This is a genomic window from Lysinibacillus louembei (assembly GCF_033880585.1).
GTDB classification, from domain to species: Bacteria; Bacillota; Bacilli; order Bacillales_A; family Planococcaceae; genus Metasolibacillus; species Metasolibacillus louembei.
On sequence record NZ_CP137624.1, the window covers coordinates 3,655,366 to 3,678,084 of the forward strand.

The window sequence follows — 22,719 nt, forward strand, 5'->3', positions numbered from 1 at the left end:
AGTGCCTGAGAAAATAAAAACTTATAATTTTAATGGTACAGGCAGTTTAACAAATCCCTTAAACACTGCTTATGGAAACAACTTCACAATCGAGTTGTGGATGAAACCACATTCTATTACGCAAATGGACTATTCTTCATTTTTAATGAGAGGTTCAGGGACTACCGCTAACGGAATTCACATATATCAAGGCAAAATAGGCTTTAGAAGCGGAGAGTCAGGTTTGCTAGGAACTGCCTTAGATGATTTTAATACACTGAATTATCCTGTTGGTGAATGGGCGCACATTGCTTTAATAATTAAAAACAGCAAATCATTTGAATTTTATAGAAATTTCCAAAAAATAAGTGAAGGTATTACATTCGGCAACTCTACTTCGACTAATTCACATATATCTATAGGTGATTGGTCTGCAAATTACAAATCTTTTTTTAACGGTTCTCTAGCATTGGTTAGGTTGTGGGATGTAGCCTTGCCAATAGATAGTATAGAAAAAAGCTCCAAACAGATTATTAATAATAACCTTAATTTAATATATGAACTAAACACCAATATGGAAAATACCTCCCTATATGGGACTGTTCTTTTTGATACTTTTGAAATTGATGTAGCTACGAGGTCTGTTATGAAAAATGAAAATGCAGATAAATATTATTCTCTAGCAGAAAAAACTCTTATTTCACTACCTTCTTTATCAAATAAAAACATGATTTTGCATGGCATTGAACAAGGAAAAGAAATTCAATTAGATGCACCTTTTACTAAACATAATTATGTGAATGAATCACCTATTGATAATGTAAATAGAAAAGTGTTTACACAAGAAATTGGTAAAGTAAATAGTTTGAATATTAAGGAAATTAAAGAAGATAATTTTGAGCTTATTTACACATGGTACGAAAGAAACATGACTTCCAATACTACCCCTGCACCTTTAGTTGCAAGTGCTAGTAGTGAGTACAGTATAGACTACCAAGCATGGAAAGCTTTTAATGGGATTAATGATACTAAAGATTGTTGGAGTTCTTTAGGTATAGATAGGAACGGATGCTATCTAACTATAGATTTTGGGGAAAAGATAAAAGTAAATGTACTAAAGATTGTTGGAAGAGATAGTGTAGGCTCTCCTTCTATGTCGCCTAAAGATTTTGAAATATACGTTTCAGACGATGGTATTGTTTGGAGTATTGTTAAAAGCTATAGTAATCAAATAGGTTGGACTGCTTATGAAGAAAGAGTATATCCTATAGGGATATTAAATAATAGATTTTATAGAGTAAAAATATTATCCAACAATGGTTCTACGGCAACTACATCTATTGGGCAATTAATATTTGGATATAGAGAGGTGAATTAATTTGGCAACAACAGAGCAACTAATGGCGCAGTACGGAGTCGCATGGTTTGGTTTTGATGAAGCGAGTGGTAATGTTTACGATAAACTAGGGTTGAATAATTATGTAGGTACTGTAACAGGTGCAACAAGAGTTGATGGTTGGAATGGTGAAGGTAGTTCTATGAGTTTTAATGGGAGCAGTAATTGGATTTCATTTAACAATAAGGTTTTACCTATTGGAGCTAAGAGTATTAGATTTAAAATTAAAACCAATAGACAGGCTACTTCTTCTATTTTTGGAACATCTCACATCACAGCCACTACTCATGGAGATTCAGTTTCTATAAGAGACAGTGGAGCATTAGGTTGGCTTTCCAATAGAGCTTCAACAAGACTACTTAGACTCTCACTAGAATCCACTATAAATGTTTGCGATAACCAATGGCATGACATATTGCTAACTTGGGATGGTACTACCAATGTAGGTGCAGTTAAAATGTATATTGACGACATGGCAACGCCTAACGTAGTAGGTACAGCTAATGTAGTAGAAACAGTTTCTCATACCAATAATCTCACTATTGGTAGAATGTCTGCGGGTACAAATTATTACTATTTCAATGGTCAACTGGACGATTTACAAATTTATAATAAAGCCCTCTCCCCCTCTGATTTTGAACAAAAGCGATTAACAATCAAATCAGAATCTAACAAAAATCTAGTTCCCTCCTCTTCTTCAACTCGTGTGAAAGAGATTCCTAACACAGAGGAAAATACACTATTATCTCAAGGTGGATTGATTCATGAGATTGATTCAGCAGTTGATAGACTACCAATTGACCTAACAAGAATCTCCACTGAATATGAGATTGTAAGCAATAATAAATCATCTTTAAACAATGGAAAAATGTTTACCATCCCTATTAATAATAAATTTAAAACAGCATTTATTGAGGACAACGATTAAAATGGTTGCCCTTTTATTATGGAAAAATATTGGAGGTCAATACAATGGCTAATAGTAAAGATAATTTAAATAAATATGGGAAAGCCTTTATTGGCTTTGATGAAGTAAGTGGAAATGTTCTGGATAGTATAGGTGGATATACAGGTACATTGTACAATAATCCTCAGCGTGTGATAGGTTGGGATGGTCAAGGAAATGCCATGAGTTTTAATGGAATCAATCAATATATCCAAATGAACTCTACTATCATACCTTATGGCAATAAAACTATAAGGTTTAAATATATGCCAAGAAGTATAGCTTCGCAAACACTTCTTTTAAGTGGCGGGTTTACGCTTCAAAAAGGCATCCAAATATCACATTATGCAAATAAAATACGAGTAGACCATACAAAGGGAGTTAACGGACAATATGAATTTTCCTTTAGCCATTCAAAAGAGATAGAAGTTGGAAAATGGCATGATATAATAGTTTATTTTGATTTTACAAAAAAAACACTAGGTGTAAGTGTAAATAGTGTCACTGAAATTTTTACTATAATGGGAACAGAACATACACCATACTCAGATGTAACATTTATCGGTGTAGCAAAAAATAGCTCTAATATATTAAATTATCTAAATGGTCAATTAGACCAAATAGAAATCTACGATAAAGTAATCTCCCCTATTCCTGACAAACACCTAGTCCAACACAACACACAACACAAATATCACAACGGCATATCATGGCAAACAATTACACCAACCGAAGAAAACTTCATCCAATATGGGATGAACAACTTAAATCATATTACGGAAGCTCAATGGCAAGAACTAGCAGGTGATAACTCCATTGTCATGTGGTCAGATTTTGAAGATAAGCAATACGCATCTGTTGTACTCAATAAAGAGCCATTTACAGCAAAAGATTTACTAGGCGATAACCCACAGGTCATTTACTACACAGATTCGGACGCTTCGCAAATTATCGTAGAAACAGAGGTTGACCCATACAGTGTTTACGATTACATCGGGGAATTACCTACTATCTTAGCTTACACCGAATCAACAGAGGATATTATCGTTTCCACAACGACAGAGCCATTCGACATTTACGACGAATTTGGCGATGAAGTCGAGGTTCTTTATTATACAGATGATGAAGCTGTCAATGAAGCTGATTTAATCCTTGAAGCCAATTGGTCGCCACTTGATGAATTGGAGGGTGATTTTGAAGTGGTGACATGGACGGATGAAGCGCCTGAAACTGCTCAACGAGTGCTTGAAATAAAAGCTGTACCTAAGCCACAGTTTATTAAATTAGTCAATCCTAAACGGCTATATGGCTATTTAGAGGATGTTTTTGTTAATGATATTTCACAATCTTATCGTGATGAGGCTCGTTATTTTGTGACGGATACTGATACAAGTAGCTGGTATGTTTGGGACAATGAAACAGAGGCATTTATTGAGAAAGATACTTTTACAGAGCAGGCAATCTCAGTTAATGGAATGAAGTATCATGAGCTAAATGCTGTTACGGATAAGCAATGGAAAACTTGGAATAAAAGATACCTTAACATTGGTGTTTTCTTAAAGGATAATCCTCGTGACACCATTGTTTCAATTGTGGAAAATGTTTCATATAAGGACTATCTTCCACGCAACACAACAACGATTTCAGATACAAGCTTATATATTTTAAATACAACCGCCAAAATTGATATAGAGCTAAATGGAAATACGCTTAAAGGTATTCTAAGTGATGCTGATTTAACTCGTGTTCAGTATCGAGTGTTGTTGAATAATAAGCATTACTTCCCTGATGATGGTAGCTTTACGAAGCTTGGTGAGTCCCCTCAAAATATTGAATTAGCAATCAGTAGTAAGGATATTCATATTGACGATTGGAACACTTTAAAAGTAGAATTCCAAGACTTCTTTGGTACGACTGATTATTGGTCAACGCAATTTATTGGTACATATTCAGGTCTCATGTTTAAGGATGTTTATGGGCAATATTATTCAAGTGAAATTGGTGAGGTGTTACAATACCTTGATTTTGGTGTTATTATCGCAGGTCAAACAACAATTGAGCATGAAGTGATTCTAAAAAATCAATATGGCTATGATGTCAAAGATGTGCATTTATATGCTAATACAACTAATTTCCCTACAGGCATGACATGTGAGTTTAGCACAAGCCTATCTCCTTTTACACCTCACCCTGAATTAAGATTAAATAAAGTATTGAAAAATAACGAGGAATTTTCATTTTTCGTTAGATTAAAGTCTGAATTAGGCGCAACGCCTGACGCAAATGGCTCATTTGACATTATCGTGAGAGCAGAAAAAGCCTAATCACAATACAATGTGATAAGGAAGTGATTTTATTATGGAGGATATAAATTTCGATACAGCAGCAGAAAATTCCTCTCAAAATGATATATATACTGAAATTGAAATACAGCCAAACAACAGCTTTCAAGCAAAATATAAGCTAATTGCTGTTGGGCAATCAGAGAAACATATCGAAATTGTTGCTAGACCTGAAAAAGAAAGCACCACTTTAATCGAGTTAATTTCTCGTGCATTAAGATTTAGTAATAAAGACACATACTTGAATGTCATGTATCGTGGCAATTCTGACATACTGACAGAAATTCAGCCAATTGGCTATAACAATATGTTGGCTGAAATTGAAGTACCGCCTCATAATCGCATGTACGCCATTTATGAAATACAGCAGCCCCCTATTGTTACAGATATTTTTAACCCTACACAGGATTCTTTCACAAGAGAGCAGCTAAGCTATCAATCGATTAACTATGGCTCCAATTCATCGATGGTTGTTGGTCGTAGCCAAGACGATATTTGGCGCTCCTTTGTGCAATTTGATTTATCTACAGTTAATTCTTCATATGTATTAAAGGAAACGTATTTACGTCTGTACTATCGAGGAGCTTCCCCTGCACATTTAAAGCTTGAAATTCTAAATGCGGATAGTGCATGGCAGGAAACTAATATTACACATTTAAACAGACCTAGCCCTATTCATTTAATTTCATCTAACTTTAAGACGAATGAACAAGCAGGCTATATTGAATTTGATGTTTTAGATGTTGTCAAAGATTGGGTTGCTTTAAATAAAGTGAATAATGGCTTTATTATTCGATTATCAAATGAAACCGAATTTGGTCAAATAACATTTTATACGAGAGAAACAATTAAGCCTCCTGAGCTAGTCGTTAAATATTACGATTCAAGAATATTCTCTCAAGGTAGAAGTCAGCATTTAACCGAAATCTTTGTCTATAAAGCAGATGAATCAATTGTAGAATCTGAGATTACTGTTAAATCAGACTATGGCTTTAGCCGAGTCGATACAGAAATCTATGTTCATAGAGTGGAAGTTCCCCTAGATTCAGATATCGTAACTGAAATATGTATTACTAAGCCTTATGTATTTACTGAAATTACTGCAGCTATTCCTGTTGATGATGACAAAATAACAGCAGAAATTAGTGTTAGACTTCCTCGTGAAAAAGATAAAAATGTTGAACTTACTGTTAGTAGACCAGTCGTTTTTGTTGAAATATATATCAAGCATATGAACAATATTGACACTGAGATTACTGCTCGATTACAAAGGGAATCTCAGGTTGATGCTTGTCTTACTGTTACTAAGCCTTCTATTCCAATAGAAATTACACCTGTCATTCATGATGAATCTCAAATTGATGCAGAGATTTCAATTACAAAACCTCATGTGGATGCTGAAATCACCGTTCCAACAAATGATGAAAATAGTATTCTTGTTGAAATTGAAGCACTTGATATTTGGACTTCGACTGTGCCTGTTGAAATCTTTATTAATAAAGATGCCCTTCCTGTTGAGATTACACCAAGAGTTACAAAAGAACGAAATTTACAAACTGTTATTCATGTCACAAAACCAAAAATTGAAGCTGAAATTGAGGTTAAATATCGAAATGATATTTGGGTAGAAATTGAACCAAATATTAAATCTGACACAATGATTGAGTTGATTGTTAGCAAGCCTTCTATTGAAGCGTCTATTTCAGTAATCGTAGACGAGCAATCTGAGCGTGATGCAGAAATTTACGTAAAACATATTGATGCAATTCCTCTTGAAATTGATGTAAAGGCTGTCTCTCAAGTTGTGACTGAAATTGATGTGAAGGCTGTCTCTCAAATTCACACTGAAATTTCTATTACGAAGAAAAAAGTGGATACAGAAATCACCGTTCCAACATGGGTGGATGCTGATGTGTTAGCAGTTGTTGAGTCGCGTATTTTCATGGTGAATAACGTATTTACTGTGATTCAAGTAGGTTCTAAAGGTGGCGCATATGCGTTTATTATATAAATTGTCAAAGGAGAAATTGGTTTTATGATTATTAAAAATTACGAAATTGGTGAGCTACAGGCTTTTTTATTTAATTTGGCTTTAAAAAATAAAGAATCACGAATGCGTACAAGGTTTATTAGCTTATTGGAGGAGCAACAGGAGCTTATTAAAAAAGAGCGCTTAATGCTTATCAACGAATATGCAGTAAAAAATGATGATGGACAGCCTATGACAGAAAAAAAAGCAATTGATCATGAGGAAATTGAGCTTGTGATTTTCCCTAGTGCAGATGTAGAAAACGAAGTAAAAAACCAAATTGCGCTAATGATGAATGAAGATTTTATTATCGAAGAAACGGAAAGTAAAATCGATATGTTAAAATGCTTGCAAGACATTGTCTTAAATTGTGATTTAGAGTTTACAGGAGCGAAGGCAAGCTTATATAATCGTTTCTGTGAAATTTTTGAAGATATTTGTTTATTAGAAGCATAAAGAAAATTCTTTTCATTGAGAGAGCTAGTTCCCCTAGCTCTCTTTTTTATTTACAAAGCAAAGTTGGTGATTCAGTGGACAATGACAGAATTCGTGAAAGATTGGCTTCGACGGAAACGGAGCTGAGAAATTTGAAAAAGCGTACAGAAAGACTGGAAGGAAATAATGAATTATTATCCAGATTAACTGTCGTATCAGAGCAGCAGCAAGAAATCAATAAGCTACAGCAAAAGCAGCTTGATGATACGAATGAAACATTAAACAATATTAATGTCAATTTAACTAAATTAAATATGACGCAGGATGAGCTGCGTAAAGATGTCAAAGCAATTGGAAAGCGTGTCGATGATATGGAGGAAACATTAGAAAATGGCAGCCTCTCCTTCAATGAAATTATAAAGAAATATATTGTATGGTTAATTACCCTCCCAACAATGATTTTAGGCACTTATATCTTATTTAAACTCGGTTTATAGGGGGGGACGATATTTGAAGAAAAATAGGCGCATATACTTCTGGAAAAATGATGCGGATGGCTTATCACAGCAGGATTTCATCGTGCTGTTAATGTCAGCCGTTTTATTTGGTGGAATAGGGTTTGGCTTAATTATCGTTATCATTGGCATGTTTTTAGGCTTTGAGCTATCTACTACATATATTGATTTAATACGCGTGCTAGATATACCTTTTGCGACTGTGATTGCAGGTATATTTACAGTGAAAACGGCTTCTGCAATCGTCAATCGCAAAATGGCTAGAAATGCAGAAAATGATGAAGACAATGGAGGATTTTAATGTTAAATTTTTTGATTGAATATTGGACATTGCTTATTTTTTTATTTGTAGGCTTTTTGTTAGTGTTATTGGTGATTTTTAAGCTCCCTATGTCCTTGCAAGAAAAGCTATACGAAAAAATTGTAGAGTGGTTAGTTTATGCCTGTATAGAAGCGGAAAAAGCTTTAGGGCAAGGGACTGGACAGGTTAAATTGCGCTACGTTTATAACTTATTTATTCAACGTTTCCCCTACTTGCGATATTTTATCTCATTCGAAACATTTACTTCATTAGTGGCTGAAGCGTTAATAACGGTGACAAAGCTCCTAGAAAATAATGAGGATGTCATGTTTTACGTTTATGGCACTTATTTGAATGACAGGGAGATGGATTAAATGGCTGATTTTATTTGTCCTGTAAAGGGCAATGTCAGGCTGACCTCTCCTTTTGGCTGGCGAATGATTGCAGGCAATAGAGAATGGCATCAAGGGGTGGATTTAGCCTCTACAGGCAAGGTTCCCATTTATGCGAGTGCTGATGGTATTGTTATTAAAGCGCAGCCGTTAAGCACTTATGGCAATGTTGTGATGATTCGCCATACGATTCTAGGAAAAAGAATGGATACAAATTATGCGCATCTCGATTCATCTTGTGTAAAGGTTGGTCAAAGAGTGCGGCAGGGTGAACAAATTGGCATTATGGGCAATACGGGGCGCTCCTATGGTGTACATCTACATTTTGAAATACATAATGGTGAATGGAAAATCGGACAGCCTAATGCCGTAGATGCGATGAAATATATTCATTTAAATGATGGAAATGAGGATTTAACAATGTCACAATATAACGAGCTTAAACAATTAATTGCTGCACAGGAGGCAAAAGTTAATCAACTGACTTCTGAGCTAAACAACAAGGAAAATAAAATTCAGCCACGTAAAGCGTCAAGCTCACATGCAGAGGCATGGAAATGGGCTGAACAAGAAGGCTTACTGAATGGGCAGAATCCTGAGAAATTTGCTAATCGTGAACAGTTAGGTAGCATTCTTAAACGCTTTTATGATAAATTTATTCGTTAATATATCATAAAAATAGTCACCAATCATGATGATTCGTGACTATTTTTCGTACTATTCGATTTCAAATGCAGATAAGGCTCTATCTAATAGGATTTTATAATCAATATCGTTATTAAAGCCTAATTCAACTAACAAGTCTCCTTCTGCTATCGTATCTCCTTGTTTTTTATGCAAGATGATATATGCATCATAATCTAATGGAGATTCCTTCGTTTTTCTACCTGCACCAAGCTCAACAGATATTTCACCGATTGTTTTAGCGTTTACTGATTTGATTACGCCTGCTTTATTACTGTTTTGCTTGTACACATGCTTTACTTGTGGAAATGCGATATCGTCCACAGCTCCACCTTGAGAAGCGATCCACTCAGAAAACTTCGTTAATGCTTTTTTGTTATCGCATACTTCTTTTACTTTTTGAAGTGAGCTTTCAAGTGATTCCTTTGTTGCCATGCTGTACATTTTAGCTGCTATTTCTAAAGATTTTTCATATAGGTCTTTATTGTTATTCATTGTATGGCTTAATAGCTCTTGCACTTCAAATACCTCGATTTTATTGCCAATTGCATAGCCTAGAGGGTTGTTCATATCACTTAGCTCGTATTGAACATCTCGTCCAAAGGAGCTGCCGATTTTCGCCATTTGCTCTGCTAAAACCTTCGCCTCTTCCTTCGTTTTCATAAAGGCACCATTGCCATATTTTACGTCTAAAACAATGCCATCAGAGCCACTTGCAATTTTTTTACTCATAATAGAGCTCGCAATTAATGGAACAGAATCAACTGTGCCTGTCACATCTCTTAAAGCGTATAGCTTTTTATCAGCAGGACATAAATCCTTTGATTGACCAGATACCGCAACACCGTATCTGTTAACATTGTTAATAAATTCTTCTTCAGATAGCTCCACATTAAATCCTTTAATCGATTCTAGCTTATCGACAGTTCCGCCTGTAATACCTAGACCACGCCCACTAAATTTAGCTACAGGTATTTCAAGTGCTGCTAAAATTGGTGCAACCATTAGCGTGACTTTATCCCCTACGCCTCCAGTAGAATGCTTATCAACCTTAAAGCCTTCAATGCTTGATAAATCAATGATATCACCAGAATTAACCATTGCTTCAGTTAAATAAAAAGTTTCTTCATCTGACATGCCATTTAAGCGAATTGCCATTAATAAAGCGGAAATTTGATAATCAGGTATATCACCATTTGTGTACCCTTCGATGATGTAATTAATCTCATCTTTTGTTAATGCTTCATTAAACTTTTTCTTTTCGATGATTGCTACAGTGTTCATCTATTTTCTCTCCTGACATTGTTATTTCAGCTCTTGTAAAAAGCTTTTTCCAAACTTAGGCGCTGCGATGTTGAAATTATCAGCAACCGTTGCTGCGATATCTGCAAATGTTTCGCGTAATGGCAGCTCAGCTCCACCATTAAAGCGTGGAGAATAAACGATTAATGGCACATATTCACGCGTATGGTCTGTACCTGGGAATGTCGGATCGTTCCCATGATCGGCTGTAATAATTAATAAATCCTCTTCGCCTAATTGCTCTAGTACCTCTGGTAAGCGACGATCGAATTCCTCTAGCGCTTCACCATAGCCGATTGGATCACGACGGTGACCGAAGTTAGCATCAAAGTCCACTAAATTTAAAAAGCTCATGCCGTGGAAATCACGCTGTACAACCTCAACCATTTTATCCATACCATCCGTATTATTTTTCGTACGCACAGATTCTGTAACGCCATCACCATTGAAAATATCTGAAATTTTGCCAATCGCAATCACATCTAAGCCTGCATCCTTCATTTCAGCCATCGTTGTACGACCAAATGGTGTTAATGCATAGTCATGACGATTTGATGTGCGCGTAAAATTGCCTGGTTCCCCAATGAATGGACGTGCAATAACGCGACCTACTAAATATTCAGGCTGCAATGTTAATTCACGTGCAATCTCACAAATTTTATAAAGCTCATCTAATGGGATAATTTCTTCATGTGCTGCAATTTGCAAAACTGGGTCAGCAGATGTATAAACGATAATTGCACCTGTTTCCATATGCTCCGGTCCAAAATCATCAAGTACTGCTGTACCACTGGCAGGCTTGTTGCATAATACTTTACGGCCTGTACGTTCCTCAAGTTGTGTAATTAATTCTTGTGGGAAACCGTCTGGATATACTTTAAAAGGCTTATCAATGTTCAAGCCCATAATCTCCCAATGCCCTGTCATCGTATCTTTTCCTACAGAGGCTTCTTGCATCATGCCATAATAAGCTTTTGGCTCAGCAGCCTTTGCAATACCTTGTAGCTCACGAATATTAGATAAGCCTAAGCCCTCCATCGTTGGCATCGTTAAGCCATTCATTTTTTCAGCGATATGACCTAATGTATGTGAGCCAACATCACCAAATTTATGTGCATCTGGTGCTTCACCAATTCCTACTGAATCCATTACAATTACATGTATTTTTTTAAACGCTTCCATTTTACACAACCTCCTTTTCATTCTATATATAGTTTACCAAAAATATAAAAAAAATAAAGGTCAGACATCTGAACTTATGCACGTGGATGAAATTGCTTATATACTTCAGATAATCTCGTCTTGCTAACATGCGTGTAAATTTGTGTTGTTGAAATATCAGAATGTCCGAGCATTTCCTGTACCGCGCGCAAATCTGCTCCATTTTCGATTAAATGTGTGGCAAATGAATGGCGCAAAACGTGTGGTGTTAATTCATGCTGAATCTTAGCTGTCTGTGCATGCTCCTTTAACAGCTTCCAGCAGCCTTGCCTCGTCAGCCTTTTTCCTCGGCGATTAATAAACAATGCATCGGTTTTTGGATATTTCCCTTGTAAATCATAGCGTGCCCTTCCTAAATAGTTTTCACACGCCTCAATTGCACCACGACCAAGTGGGATAATTCTTTCCTTGCCACCTTTACCAAAAACGCGCACAAAGCCCATCGTTAAATGAATATCATTAATATCAAGCTCAATTAGCTCACTAATGCGCATCCCTGTTGCATATAGCAGCTCTAACATCGCCACATCGCGAATGCCTTGAGGCTTTGAGCAGTCTGGGGCTGCGATTAATGCATCGATTTCTTGAATCGATAAAACCTTCGGCAGCTTTTGCTCTAATTGTGGCATTTCTAAATGCACAGTTGGATCGGTTGTCGTTATCTTTTCCCGTAATAAAAACTGATGAAACGAACGAATCGAGGAAATATGGCGCGCGATTGTACGCGGTGTTTTTCCTGCTGCACGCAACGCCTCTAAATGTAATAAAATCGTTGCACGTGTTACCTCATTAAAGGATGGTAGCTGCTGTGCCTCTACAAATGCTGCGTAGCTCGCTAAATCGCGCTCATAGGAAACGAGCGTATTATCAGAAAGCTGGCGCTCGACACGAATAAAATGAATATAATCTGAAATGGCATCCTGCAATACATTCATACTGAAAAGTTCTCCTTTCTAGCAGAAATGAAAAACGAGTAGCTTATATGCTACCCGCTTTACTCTTTTGAATCCTCATCGCCATGACATCGCCAACAAATTCCATGAAACGTTAGTCGATGGTCTTTAATGATAAAATTCCAACGTTTTTCTACTACTGCTTCTACATCTTCTAATAAATCTTCTTGAATTTCATCAACTGCACCACATTCTATGCAAACTAAATGATGGTGGAAATGAGCAGCACCTTCTTGTCTAAGGTCATAACGAGATACACCGTCACCGAAATTAATTTTATCGACAATTTTCAGCTCCGTTAATAATTCTAACGTACGGTATACAGTTGCTAAGCCTATTTCAGGCGCTTTATCCTTTACTAGCAAAAAAACATCTTCTGCGCTTAAATGATCTTCCTCATGTTCAAGCAGAACGGCCACTGTCGCTTCACGCTGTGGCGTCAACTTATAGCTAGCACTATGCAGTTGTTTTTTTATACGATCAATACGGCTCTCCATGTGACGCCCTCCTAAACTCTTTTCATTATACCAAATGAGCGAAAGAGCTGACAAGTTAATGATTTTTAAAGAGACTTTTTCAAGTATATTTGAAAAAATCCCGACACAATTATACTACATATTGCTTTCTCTACTAAATCTATTTAAAAACATAGGATATAACGAGCATTTCCAGCAATGCAATTACACCAAATAATAGTATAATTGCCCCCATTCGTCTATATGTCGCATTACCCTTCTTTGCAAATCGCATCGGTCTTTTCGTTGAAATACTTAAACAAATCATTAGTAATAGTACACAATAAACAAATTGAAAAGGAAACCACCATATGCCATATGCAAGCAAGGATTGCTGCTGTGTTAACAAATACATCGAGCTAAATCCTAAAAACGTTGCTCGCAGTGCAATTAACCATTTTGCTACAAATGCACAAAACGGATGTGTCGCAAATAATAAAACAATCGCTATTGCAAAAGCAACGGGCAAAATTGTTTGAATGATACTCGGCTCTTGTTGCTGTAAAATACGTCCGTCCATCAATTGAATAAGTGCAATTGCCTGCTCTAAGTCAAATAAATAGAAGCAAGCAACGCCGCTTAGAAATCCGACGACAATCATACTTGTTAATTGTATTATAATGCTTGTCCGCAAATTTCAGCCTCCTTTTACAACCAACTTATGCTAGTCCAAGGCTGATATGCGAATTATTTTTGATTTTTCCACCACATCACAGCGTACGCTGTTTTCGCATCATAAATGGCGCCGCTCGCCATCATTGCTTCCGCTTCCTGCAAGGTGATTTCCATTAATTCAACAAATTCATCATCGTCAAGTGCTGCTTTTTCCTGCACTGGTGTTAGTCCGCGTGCAATGAATAAATGGATTACTTCATCAGCAAAGCCTGGTGAAGTCGCAAATGTTTGTAAATATGTAAGCTCCTTACAAGCATAGCCAGTTTCCTCTTCCAGCTCTCTACGTGCTGTTGCTGCGGGCTGTTCTTCTGGCTCTAATTTCCCTGCTGGAATTTCAACAATTGAGCGCTCTAGCGCCTTGCGGTATTGCTCAACAACAACTAATTTTCCTTCAGCAGTAAATGCGATAACCGCCACTGCCCCAGGATGATTAACAATTTCTCGCTTTGCTGTTGCACCATTAGGTAGCTGCACATCATCGACCTTTAATGAAATCACTCGCCCTTGAAAAATAGGCTGTGACATAACTGTTTTCTCTTCAAATTTTTTCAAAGCTATTCGCCTCACTTGTCGCATAAGATAAATTCATTGTAACATTAGAACAAGAAAGGTGTGTATGTTATGAAAAAAAGAACGCTAGGAAAAAGCGAGATTGAAATTTCTGAACTGAGCTTTGGTTGTATGTCATTGCCCCTGAATATAAATGAAGCAAAGTCCATTGTAGACACTGCTATTGATGCAGGTATTAACTATTTTGATACAGCAGATTTATATAATCAAGGCGACAATGAACGCATCGTTGGTGAGATTTTAAAGCAGCATCGTCAGCAGCTTATTCTGGCAACAAAGGTTGGCAATCGTTTTGAAAAAGGACAGGAAGGCTGGTCATGGGACGCCTCAGCAAGCTATATAAAAAATGCGCTGAAGGATAGCCTACAGCGCCTGCAAACAGACTATATCGATGTTTATCAGCTACATGGCGGCACAATTGATGACAATTTAGATGAAGTTATCGCTACATTTGAGGAATTAAAAAAAGAGGGGCTTATCCGTGCTTATGGTATTTCCTCAATTCGCCCAAATGTCTTTCTACCTTTTACTGAAAAGGGACAAGCCGTCAGCAATATGATGCAATACAGCATGCTTGACCGCCGCGCAGAGGAATGGTTCCCAGCACTTTCAGCAAATGGCGTTTCTGTTGTCACACGTGGCTCCATTGCGAAAGGACTACTAACAAAGGAATGGCGCACGCGCTTGCAAAACTATATGAGCTATTCACAGCAAGAGCTAGAAACGCTATTATCTAGCCTTGAGGAGCAATACGGCTCATTACATAGCTTAGCAATCGCCTTCAACTTGCAGCATCAAGCAATCGCCTCCACTGTTATCGGCGCAAGCTCAAAGCAACAGTTGCTTGAAAATATTGCTGCATACGATGCAATAAAAAATTTACCCGCTCTTGATACTGTTGAGGAGCTGCTAAAGAAGGACCTCTATACAGAGCATCGATGAAAAAATATATTTTTCTCGTTATTGTAGCACTATGCATTGTTGCATTTGCTTCTAATATGAGCTATAAACAGCAAACGATTGTACCAGAGCTACGCGTTTTATTAGCTGATAAGCCTTTTGAAGAAACGCTTAGCCTTTTAAAAATTCCTTATTGGGGTACGATTATTTCTGTAGAATCAAGAGGCTATTTTTACTTTGTGGAATTTCTTGTGCGCAAGGCAACCCATTTCATTGGCTTCGGCATTGTCGGTACCATTCTTTATTTATTTTATCGCAAGCTTGCATGGCGCTTTCCTTCACTGCTTGCGATTGCCACCATTTTTGTTATCGCCTCACTTGACGAGCTAAGACAATCCTTTTTACCAGGGCGCACAGGCGTTTTTTCAGATGTGCTGCTTGATAGCTTTGGAGCGGTTGTTTTTATTATGGTGACAGCGATGATAACAAGAAAAAAGAGAGCTATAATATGGTACCTGTGGAGTGGACACTTGAAAAAGAGTGTGCACTTCACAGGTATTTTTTATATACTTGATTCTCAAGCAACTAAAGGACGGACAACAACGATGAGTAAACAATTATTTTCACCAAAACAGATGGAACAACTACAACAGAATCCACATGTAGTCAAAGTAACCGAACGAACAATTACGTACGCAGATACATTTAAAAGCCAATTTATCGATGAGTATTTGGCTGGTAAAACACCAAGACAGATCTTTAGCGAATATGGCTTTGATATCGAAGTGCTCGGGATGAAGCGTGTTGAACAAGCTTCTTCACGTTGGCGAAAAGCGTATGATCAAAATGGATTAATTGGTCTGACAGATACGCGAAAAACGAGCTCAGGCAGACCGTTACAGCGTGAATTAACCATGACAGAAATGGTAGAAAGACAAGCGGCTCGTATTGAATTATTAGAAGGACAAATCGAGCTACTAAAAAAGCTCGAAGTGACCGAAAGGAGGCTGCTCAGCGACAGTCAAAAACAAAGCGCACGTAAAGTATTTCAACTCATTGCAGATACGCTTAAGCAGTTTCCATTTAAACGCATGGTGACGTATTTTTGTACGCTTTTAAACGTCTCTCGTTCAGGCTATTATCGCTTTTTAGAGACAGAAGAAGCACGAGCTGTAAAGGAAAAACGAGATGAAGAAGCACGCGACCAGATCTTAAAAGCCTTTAAGCGTCGTGGTTATAAGAAAGGTTCACGCTCGATTAAAATGACGCTTGAACAAGATTTTGATCTCGTCATGAACCGAAAGAAAATCCAGCGTATTATGCGTAAATATGGCGTCGTTTGCCCACATCGTAAACCGAATCCCTATAAACAAATGGCGAAAGCAACGAAAGAACATCGCGTGGTGCCGAATTTATTAAACCGTGAATTCAAACAAGGTGTGGCAGGTAAAGTATTACTAACAGACATCAGCTATATTCCATACAACGGAACGATGGCTTATTTATCGACCATAAAAGACGGCTCAACGAATGAAATTTTAGCGTATCATGTATCAGACCGTATTACGCTAGGTATCGCCACAACAACGGTGAAAAAACTCTTCCGTAATAAACGTGTAAAGCTCCAGCCAGATGCTTTCATCCACTCCGATCAAGGTGTTCATTATACAAGCCCTAAATTCCAAAAGCTTTTAAAGCACTACAAACTTGGTCAATCGATGTCACGTCGAGGTAACTGTTGGGATAATGCCCCACAAGAATCCTTCTTCGGACACTTAAAAGACGAGGTTGATTTCAGCATGGCCAAAACGTTAGACGAGGTACGTGCTAAAATCGATCACTACATGGTCTACTACAATAATTATCGCTATCAATGGAACCTAAAAAAGATGGCTCCTGTACAATACAGAAACCATCTCTTGGCAGCCTAAACCCTTTTTTACATTTGTCCTTGACTAAGGGACCATATTACTACCTGAAAAGATAGCTCTCTTTTTTCTATATTAAAATTTCGAGCCTTTATCACCATATTGCTCTAGCAATTCCTCAAAGCTCATATTTTTCTCGCGTTGCTTGCGTTCAAAGACCAGCCGTGCTTGACGCTCCTCTTCAGCAGCCTGTTCTTTATCAACTAACGCCTGTTTTGTTGCCTTTAATTTTGCTAGCACATCACCACCAAGTTGATCCTGCAATGTTGGTGCTTTTTCTTGTACAGGTTTTTGCTGCGCTGCTTGCTTTTGACCTGTTTTCTTTTTCGCCATGTTATTCACCTACCATATTTGCATTTCATATTATTTTATCAAATTTAGGTTGGGATTTATAGCGGGAGGGGGATATCTGCGCTTTTCTTTGAGTTATCTGCGAATTTGCGTAAGTTATCTGCGTTTTCATAGCACTTATCTGCGAATTTTCCTAAGTTATCTGCGAAATAGCTTCATTCCTTAAAAGAAATCAAATATTTCCTTCCTCTATTTTCCCCCTCAAAAGAAAAATCGAATTTTTTTAACAATCGCCTCGCTGCATATAATGAATCTATATGAACAAATCGCCTAAATTCCTCATTTGTAATCCATTCATTCACCAACAAGCAATAATCGTGCAATGCTTGCTGTAATAAAGTCCCATCATCCTTTATAGCACAAGATAGGCAGATAAAATAACCGCGTTCAAATTGCATCTGCGCATCACATTGCTCACAAAGCACGCCTGTACGTATTTTAAATTTATCAATATTTACTTGTGGCTTTACAATAGCTTGCATTTGTCTTAATTGATGGAACATAGCGTGAAGCTCTTTTGAGGTTACTTGTGGAGTATAACTTGATAGAAGCTTTCTTACATGAAATTCTAAGCCACTGCTATGTAGAACTGGCTCGTGTGGAGGCATTCGCCCAATAATAGTTTTCGGATGTGCGAGGACTACCGCATAGATAATAGGAAATGTCGGAAATTGCTGCTGAAGCATTCGTTGATGACGTCGCACTTGATCAAGTGGATTTCGAAAGCCTTGGATACTTCCGTCTTCTAATGTGCGTGTAAATTGATGGCTTGTCTCATCAAAATCAATTCGTCCTGCAATATTTTTTATTTCAATAACCAACAAAAATTTATCGCAAAGAAAAATCGTATCGATTTGATGGAAGGTTGTTTGAAAATCATGGAGCAAAAAATGGGGTTCATTCAATTGCATATCGTGCCAGCTACGGTCAACATAGTGTTCTCCAGCTATGCCATACCGCACGCGATTTAATTCTTCTTTAAACTCTATAAAACCGCGACGCACTGCTGCTTCAAGTATAGCTGCTTTCATAGACTTTTGGCGTGGCAAAACAATCATGTTATTCCTCCTTTTTAATCAATTACGCCTTGGCGTAATTGCGTCGGGATTTTGCATTGTGCTTGCACAATGGACTCCTTTCAAAATCCCTGACATCCGCCGGAGGCTTTATTAGGATTCAGTGAGTGTTTGGACACCCACTGAATGAAGGGTAATCTAAGTATTCATCGCACCTCCTATAAAGGTGGATGTTTTCTACTGAATCATAATAAATTATACTATATTTCACCAATAAAAAAAGACGCCCGAATCTTCATTCAGACATCTCTCCTTATTATTTACCTTGAACTTTATTCATTTGAGCCATCATTTGACGGACTTGCTTTTCAGACGGTGTACGTCCCATTTGAGCCATCATAACACGAATCATTTGTTCATTTATCGGTGGATTTTCTTTCAAGTACTTCATCATATATTGACGTGCAAGGAAGAAGCCTAATGCCACCCCAGCAATTAAAGCAACAACTATTCCAAGAATCCATGCCCATGTCATCGTTAAACCAACCTCCTCCATTACCTATCTCCTGAGAAAACTCTCCACAAAGCATTATACACTACTTTATTTATGCTTTCTATTGTTATTTATCTTAATTCATATAGAAGCATCTTCGCAATGCTAGCTAAATTTTATAGTCTTACTCCCCCTCAGCCTCAAGACCTAGCAAAAGATACATTTACAGGTCGTTATCTAAAATGCGAACTTGCTTTAACATAAAGGTATCAACAAAAGGAGGACAACAAAATGAAAAAATTCTTTTACTTTATCGGAGGCGCTATCGCCTTTATCGTTGCACTATCATTACTAGGGCCGATGATTGGCTTGCTATTGTCAGGCTTGCTTGTCGCAGCAGGTTTACATTACTACACAAAATCAACATCGGTGTTTGGCAAAATTATGAGTGCCACATTAGCATTGATAGGTTTCCTAACAGCTGCATCTAACATTCCAGCGTTTATCGGTTTAATCGCGATTGTTGCATTATTCTACATCGCAAAAAATTGGAAGAAAGATTCAAACGTTGTAGAAGCAAGCGATGATCCATTTAACAATTTTGAAAAAGAATGGGCAAAATTATCTAAATAAGAGGAGAGAACAATTATGACAAACTTATTCACACGCTTTAAATATCAATTACAGGCAGATTTACATGATTTCTTTGATAAAAAGGAAAGCAAAAACCCTATTGCCTTGTTAAATCAATACATCCGTCAGGCTGAGCAACAAACGGAGCAAACAGGCAAGCTACTTGCACGTCAAGGACAGCTGAAAAAAGAGCTTGAAGCACAATTAAAAGAGACAGAAACAATGCTAGCAAAGCGTGAGCAACAATTGCAGCTTGCAACAATTAGCGGCGAGGAAGATTTAATTATTTTCGCACAAGCGGAGGTAGAAGCCTATACTGCACGTAAAATGGGCTTACTTTCAAGCATCGACGTATGCACAGCTGAATACTTTGAATTAGAACGCAAATTTGAAACAATGAAGCACAAAATTAAAGATATGAAAGTACGTCAGCTACAGTTAATGGGCAAGGAAAATGTAGTACGTGCACACCACCAAATGGATAAAGTCTTACACAATCAAGATACAAGCAATTTTGAAGAGCTATCAAGCTACTTTGACAATATTGCGACAAAAATTGACCATAAATATGAAGTGACTACATTTGAATCGCGATTAGCCAAACTTGAAAAAGAACAAAAGTTAATTACAACTAACGAAGAACCACAAAATCATGCTATAGTAGAATAGCCATAATTGGAGAGGGTACACTATACATCCTCTCCCTTTTATCTTGCGTCAGCTGATGTACAGACATCAGCTGACGCAAGATAAAAACTTTGAAAGGAGGCCGCCTTTATGAAACGACTCACTACAGATCAATTTACTTTTTTTCTATTAGGCCTATTGCTCGTTATGTTAATAGAGCTTTCACTATTTCATAATGGCACTGTTTTTTTATTATTTTTCGGTATTATTTCTGTTTATTTTGGCATTAACAAACGTCGTAAATTTTTGCTATGGACAGGTGCCTTATTTATTCTTATCGCCCTCTTCACATTATGGAGCTTAAGACTATATTTTATCGTCCTCATTGGCTATTTAATTTATAAGCAATTAACAAAAGATGAAGTAACAATTGAAGTAACAAATCAAGGATGGACTTCCTCCACAACGAAAAATAAATTAATCGAAACGATGGCTACATCGACTGAGCCTTATAAATGGGAAGATGTACTTTTAAAGCGTTTCATCGGTGACGTTGTAGTTGATACGACACAAACGATTTTACCAGAGGGCAAATCGGTCATTACAATTCAACAAGCAATCGGTAAGGTGCATATTATTGTGCCATATGAGGTGTCGATTCGCTTGCACTATACAACAGTGTATGGAGAAGCAAGCTGCCTGCATGAGCCGCCAAAGCGTCTCTTTAATGAAAATTTAAAATTTGAAGATGGGCAAATCGATCATAAACGCCTATTAGTTATTAATGTTTCAACATGGCTTGGTGACGTGGAGGTGACACGCGCATGATTGGATTTATTTTTCGCATTTTTGTCATTTTTACCCTTTTAGCCTCCATGTCATTTGGCTTTTTTATCTTTATTTTAGGTGAGCCAACCGAACCGACGTGGCGCTTCTTTGTTGATGAAAAGCTTGGTGAAGTACCGATTGTTTTCACGATTGTCAGCATCATTTTAACAATTGCTGTTATTATTAGTATGTGGATGTCTGCATTAACTAAAACACGTGAAATCTCGACAATTCGTACAATTAATAAATTGAGAGACCCTGAATTTATGCCGCTACAAAAACGCGGCATCTCTCGTTCTATGAAAAAAGCGATTAATGAGGCCGGTGCCTTAATCGAATCACAAAGAGCTGCTTTACAGCGTTTATCCAATGAAAAAGCAGAAACAAATGATAAAATTGTACAAGAAAGATTAATTGAGGAGCGCCAGCGATTAGCACGTGAATTACATGATTCTGTGTCGCAGCAGTTGTTTGCTGCCTCTATGCTGCTCTCTGCTTTAACAGAGCAGGAGGAAAATGCACAATCAAAGCGCCAGCTAGAGCAGGTGGAAAAAATTGTCCAGCAAACACAGCTAGAAATGCGTGCACTGCTTTTACATTTACGTCCTGTTGCACTACGCAATAAAACATTAGCAGAAGGCTTAAATGATTTAATTCAGGAGCTACAACAAAAGGTCTATTTCCATATTGAATACAAGCTAGAAGAAATCGAACTAACAAAAGCAGAAGAAGACCACCTTTTCCGTATAGCTCAAGAGGCACTTTCTAATACGCTACGTCATGCAAAGGCAACCGTTGTTGAGCTACTATTTGTCGCACGTGACGATTATGCCATTTTACGTATTCAAGATAATGGCAAGGGCTTTGACAATCAATCCGATAAAAGCACCTCATATGGCTTGAAAAATATTGCAGAGCGTGCTGTTGAGATTGGCTGTCTTTATAAAATTGTCTCCGTTCCTAATGAAGGGACAATTGTTGAAGTGAAAGTTCCTAGAAAGAAAGGTGAGCAGCTTGATTAAAGTATTACTTGTAGATGACCATGAAATGGTGCGTATCGGTGTAGCAGCCTACCTATCTGCACAGCCTGATATAGAGGTTATTGGCGAAGCAGAAAATGGCTTAGAGGCAATTGAAAAAGCATTAGCTTTACGTCCTGATTTAATTTTAATGGATAATGTGATGCCTGTTATGACAGGTGCAGAGGCAACTGAAAAAATTTTAAAGGAATGGCCGACTGCTAAGGTAATGATGGTAACAAGCTTTTTAGATGATGACAAAGTATATCCAGCTTTAGAAGCAGGCGCAGTAAGCTATATTTTAAAAACATCGAATGCCAAGCAAATCGCGGATGCTATCCGTAAAACGATGGATGGCGAAACGGTATTAGAGCCTGAAGTAACGACAAAAATGATTTCTCGCATGCGTGGTGGAACGACTGTCCCACTACATGAAAGCTTAACAGAGCGTGAAATGGAAGTGCTGCTTTTAATGGCAAAAGGTAAGGCTAATCAAGAAATTGCAGACGAATTATTTATCGCTTTGAAAACCGTGAAAACCCATGTTAGCAACATTTTAAGTAAATTAGATGTGCAAGACCGCACACAGGCGGTTGTCTATGCATTTCAAAATGGGCTTGCAAAATAATGCTTCTTGGGGCCGTCCAGAAAGTGAACTTTCTGAACAGC

25 protein-coding genes and 1 pseudogene are annotated in these 22,719 nt (G+C 37.4%); 17 read left to right on the forward strand and 9 right to left on the reverse strand.

The features are described 5' to 3' along the window. Position 1 precedes the first annotated feature (1 nt). The 9 genes from R6U77_RS18305 to R6U77_RS18345 all read left to right on the forward strand — a co-directional run bounded on the left by R6U77_RS18305 (position 2) and on the right by R6U77_RS18345 (position 9,001). A complete protein-coding gene (locus tag R6U77_RS18305; protein ID WP_319836736.1) occupies positions 2–1,357 on the forward strand; it encodes a LamG-like jellyroll fold domain-containing protein in 1,356 nt (451 codons plus the stop codon). 1 nt (position 1,358) lies between these two features. Further along, the gene (locus R6U77_RS18310) at positions 1,359–2,303 is read left to right on the forward strand and encodes a LamG domain-containing protein (protein WP_319836737.1); all 945 of its coding nucleotides are present in this window, start codon (positions 1,359–1,361) and stop codon (positions 2,301–2,303) included. Between the two features lie 44 nt (positions 2,304–2,347). Further along, positions 2,348–4,645, forward strand: coding sequence for a LamG-like jellyroll fold domain-containing protein (locus R6U77_RS18315; protein WP_319836738.1), 2,298 nt, complete (start codon positions 2,348–2,350; stop codon positions 4,643–4,645). 34 nt (positions 4,646–4,679) lie between these two features. Beyond that, positions 4,680–6,674, forward strand: a complete 1,995-nt coding sequence (locus R6U77_RS18320; RefSeq protein WP_319836739.1) for a DNRLRE domain-containing protein — start codon at positions 4,680–4,682, stop codon at positions 6,672–6,674. Positions 6,675–6,698: 24 nt separating this feature from the next. Next, the gene (locus R6U77_RS18325; protein ID WP_319836740.1) at positions 6,699–7,148 is read left to right on the forward strand and encodes a hypothetical protein; all 450 of its coding nucleotides are present in this window, start codon (positions 6,699–6,701) and stop codon (positions 7,146–7,148) included. A 131-nt stretch (positions 7,149–7,279) separates the two neighbouring features. Further along, entirely contained in the window at positions 7,280–7,624 is a 345-nt protein-coding gene (locus tag R6U77_RS18330; protein WP_319836741.1) for a hypothetical protein, read from the forward strand. Between the two features lie 13 nt (positions 7,625–7,637). Further along, positions 7,638–7,943, forward strand: coding sequence for a hypothetical protein (locus R6U77_RS18335; protein WP_319836742.1), 306 nt, complete (start codon positions 7,638–7,640; stop codon positions 7,941–7,943). Beyond that, a complete protein-coding gene (locus R6U77_RS18340; protein WP_319836743.1) occupies positions 7,943–8,317 on the forward strand; it encodes a hypothetical protein in 375 nt (124 codons plus the stop codon). The genes R6U77_RS18335 and R6U77_RS18340 overlap by 1 nt, the downstream gene beginning before the upstream one ends. After that, positions 8,318–9,001 carry a M23 family metallopeptidase gene (locus R6U77_RS18345; protein WP_319836744.1) on the forward strand — a complete coding sequence of 228 codons (684 nt, stop codon included), beginning with the start codon at positions 8,318–8,320 and terminating at the stop codon, positions 8,999–9,001. A 51-nt stretch (positions 9,002–9,052) separates the two neighbouring features. Here R6U77_RS18345 and R6U77_RS18350 read toward each other — a convergent pair whose 3' ends face one another. The 6 genes from R6U77_RS18350 to R6U77_RS18375 all read right to left on the reverse strand — a co-directional run bounded on the left by R6U77_RS18350 (position 9,053) and on the right by R6U77_RS18375 (position 14,237). Further along, entirely contained in the window at positions 9,053–10,303 is a 1,251-nt protein-coding gene (locus R6U77_RS18350) for a thymidine phosphorylase (RefSeq protein ID WP_319836745.1), read from the reverse strand. 21 nt (positions 10,304–10,324) lie between these two features. Continuing rightward, positions 10,325–11,503: a phosphopentomutase gene (gene deoB / locus R6U77_RS18355; RefSeq protein ID WP_319836746.1), complete on the reverse strand. Its 1,179-nt coding sequence runs from the start codon at positions 11,501–11,503 to the stop codon at positions 10,325–10,327. 74 nt (positions 11,504–11,577) lie between these two features. Further along, complete coding sequence (gene xerD / locus R6U77_RS18360; RefSeq protein ID WP_293921191.1) at positions 11,578–12,477, reverse strand: site-specific tyrosine recombinase XerD; 900 nt, start codon at positions 12,475–12,477, stop codon at positions 11,578–11,580. Between the two features lie 59 nt (positions 12,478–12,536). Further along, positions 12,537–12,992 (reverse strand): ferric iron uptake transcriptional regulator, encoded by a 456-nt coding sequence (fur, locus tag R6U77_RS18365; RefSeq protein WP_293921192.1) that lies wholly within the window; start codon positions 12,990–12,992, stop codon positions 12,537–12,539. A 139-nt stretch (positions 12,993–13,131) separates the two neighbouring features. Further along, positions 13,132–13,644, reverse strand: a complete 513-nt coding sequence (locus tag R6U77_RS18370) for a hypothetical protein (RefSeq protein WP_319836747.1) — start codon at positions 13,642–13,644, stop codon at positions 13,132–13,134. Between the two features lie 53 nt (positions 13,645–13,697). Further along, the gene (locus R6U77_RS18375) at positions 13,698–14,237 is read right to left on the reverse strand and encodes an NUDIX hydrolase (protein WP_319836748.1); all 540 of its coding nucleotides are present in this window, start codon (positions 14,235–14,237) and stop codon (positions 13,698–13,700) included. 69 nt (positions 14,238–14,306) lie between these two features. Between R6U77_RS18375 and R6U77_RS18380 the strand changes: the two genes are divergently transcribed. From R6U77_RS18380 to R6U77_RS18390, 3 genes and pseudogenes are all read left to right on the forward strand, one after another. Then, on the forward strand, positions 14,307–15,197 hold the full coding sequence (locus tag R6U77_RS18380) for an aldo/keto reductase (RefSeq protein WP_319836749.1): 891 nt from the start codon (positions 14,307–14,309) through the stop codon (positions 15,195–15,197). Next, positions 15,194–15,625 (forward strand): annotated as a pseudogene (locus R6U77_RS18385) (VanZ family protein); the annotation flags it as partial. The gene R6U77_RS18380 and the pseudogene R6U77_RS18385, both read left to right, overlap by 4 nt. Before the next feature lie 135 nt (positions 15,626–15,760). Then, on the forward strand, positions 15,761–17,086 hold the full coding sequence (locus tag R6U77_RS18390; RefSeq protein WP_319836349.1) for an IS3 family transposase: 1,326 nt from the start codon (positions 15,761–15,763) through the stop codon (positions 17,084–17,086). 72 nt (positions 17,087–17,158) lie between these two features. Here R6U77_RS18390 and R6U77_RS18395 read toward each other — a convergent pair whose 3' ends face one another. From R6U77_RS18395 to R6U77_RS18405, 3 genes are all read right to left on the reverse strand, one after another. After that, positions 17,159–17,416 carry a YqkE family protein gene (locus tag R6U77_RS18395; RefSeq protein WP_293921197.1) on the reverse strand — a complete coding sequence of 86 codons (258 nt, stop codon included), beginning with the start codon at positions 17,414–17,416 and terminating at the stop codon, positions 17,159–17,161. Positions 17,417–17,589: 173 nt separating this feature from the next. After that, entirely contained in the window at positions 17,590–18,492 is a 903-nt protein-coding gene (locus R6U77_RS18400) for a nuclease-related domain-containing protein (RefSeq protein ID WP_319836750.1), read from the reverse strand. Between the two features lie 274 nt (positions 18,493–18,766). Next, positions 18,767–19,006 carry a YneF family protein gene (locus R6U77_RS18405; protein ID WP_319836751.1) on the reverse strand — a complete coding sequence of 80 codons (240 nt, stop codon included), beginning with the start codon at positions 19,004–19,006 and terminating at the stop codon, positions 18,767–18,769. A gap of 228 nt (positions 19,007–19,234) precedes the next feature. On the opposite strand from R6U77_RS18405, the gene R6U77_RS18410 reads away from it, so the two are divergent. The 5 genes from R6U77_RS18410 (at position 19,235) to R6U77_RS18430 (ending at position 22,678) form a co-directional block, all read left to right on the forward strand. Further along, positions 19,235–19,576 (forward strand): lmo0954 family membrane protein, encoded by a 342-nt coding sequence (locus R6U77_RS18410; protein ID WP_319836752.1) that lies wholly within the window; start codon positions 19,235–19,237, stop codon positions 19,574–19,576. Positions 19,577–19,591: 15 nt separating this feature from the next. Next, entirely contained in the window at positions 19,592–20,245 is a 654-nt protein-coding gene (locus R6U77_RS18415; RefSeq protein WP_293921201.1) for a PspA/IM30 family protein, read from the forward strand. 108 nt (positions 20,246–20,353) lie between these two features. Next, positions 20,354–21,031, forward strand: coding sequence for a cell wall-active antibiotics response protein LiaF (gene liaF / locus R6U77_RS18420; RefSeq protein WP_293921203.1), 678 nt, complete (start codon positions 20,354–20,356; stop codon positions 21,029–21,031). Further along, positions 21,028–22,053: a sensor histidine kinase gene (locus R6U77_RS18425; protein WP_319836753.1), complete on the forward strand. Its 1,026-nt coding sequence runs from the start codon at positions 21,028–21,030 to the stop codon at positions 22,051–22,053. Before liaF ends, R6U77_RS18425 begins: the two co-directional genes overlap by 4 nt. Beyond that, positions 22,046–22,678, forward strand: a complete 633-nt coding sequence (locus tag R6U77_RS18430) for a response regulator transcription factor (protein WP_319836754.1) — start codon at positions 22,046–22,048, stop codon at positions 22,676–22,678. Before R6U77_RS18425 ends, R6U77_RS18430 begins: the two co-directional genes overlap by 8 nt. The last annotated feature ends 41 nt before the right edge of the window (positions 22,679–22,719 follow it).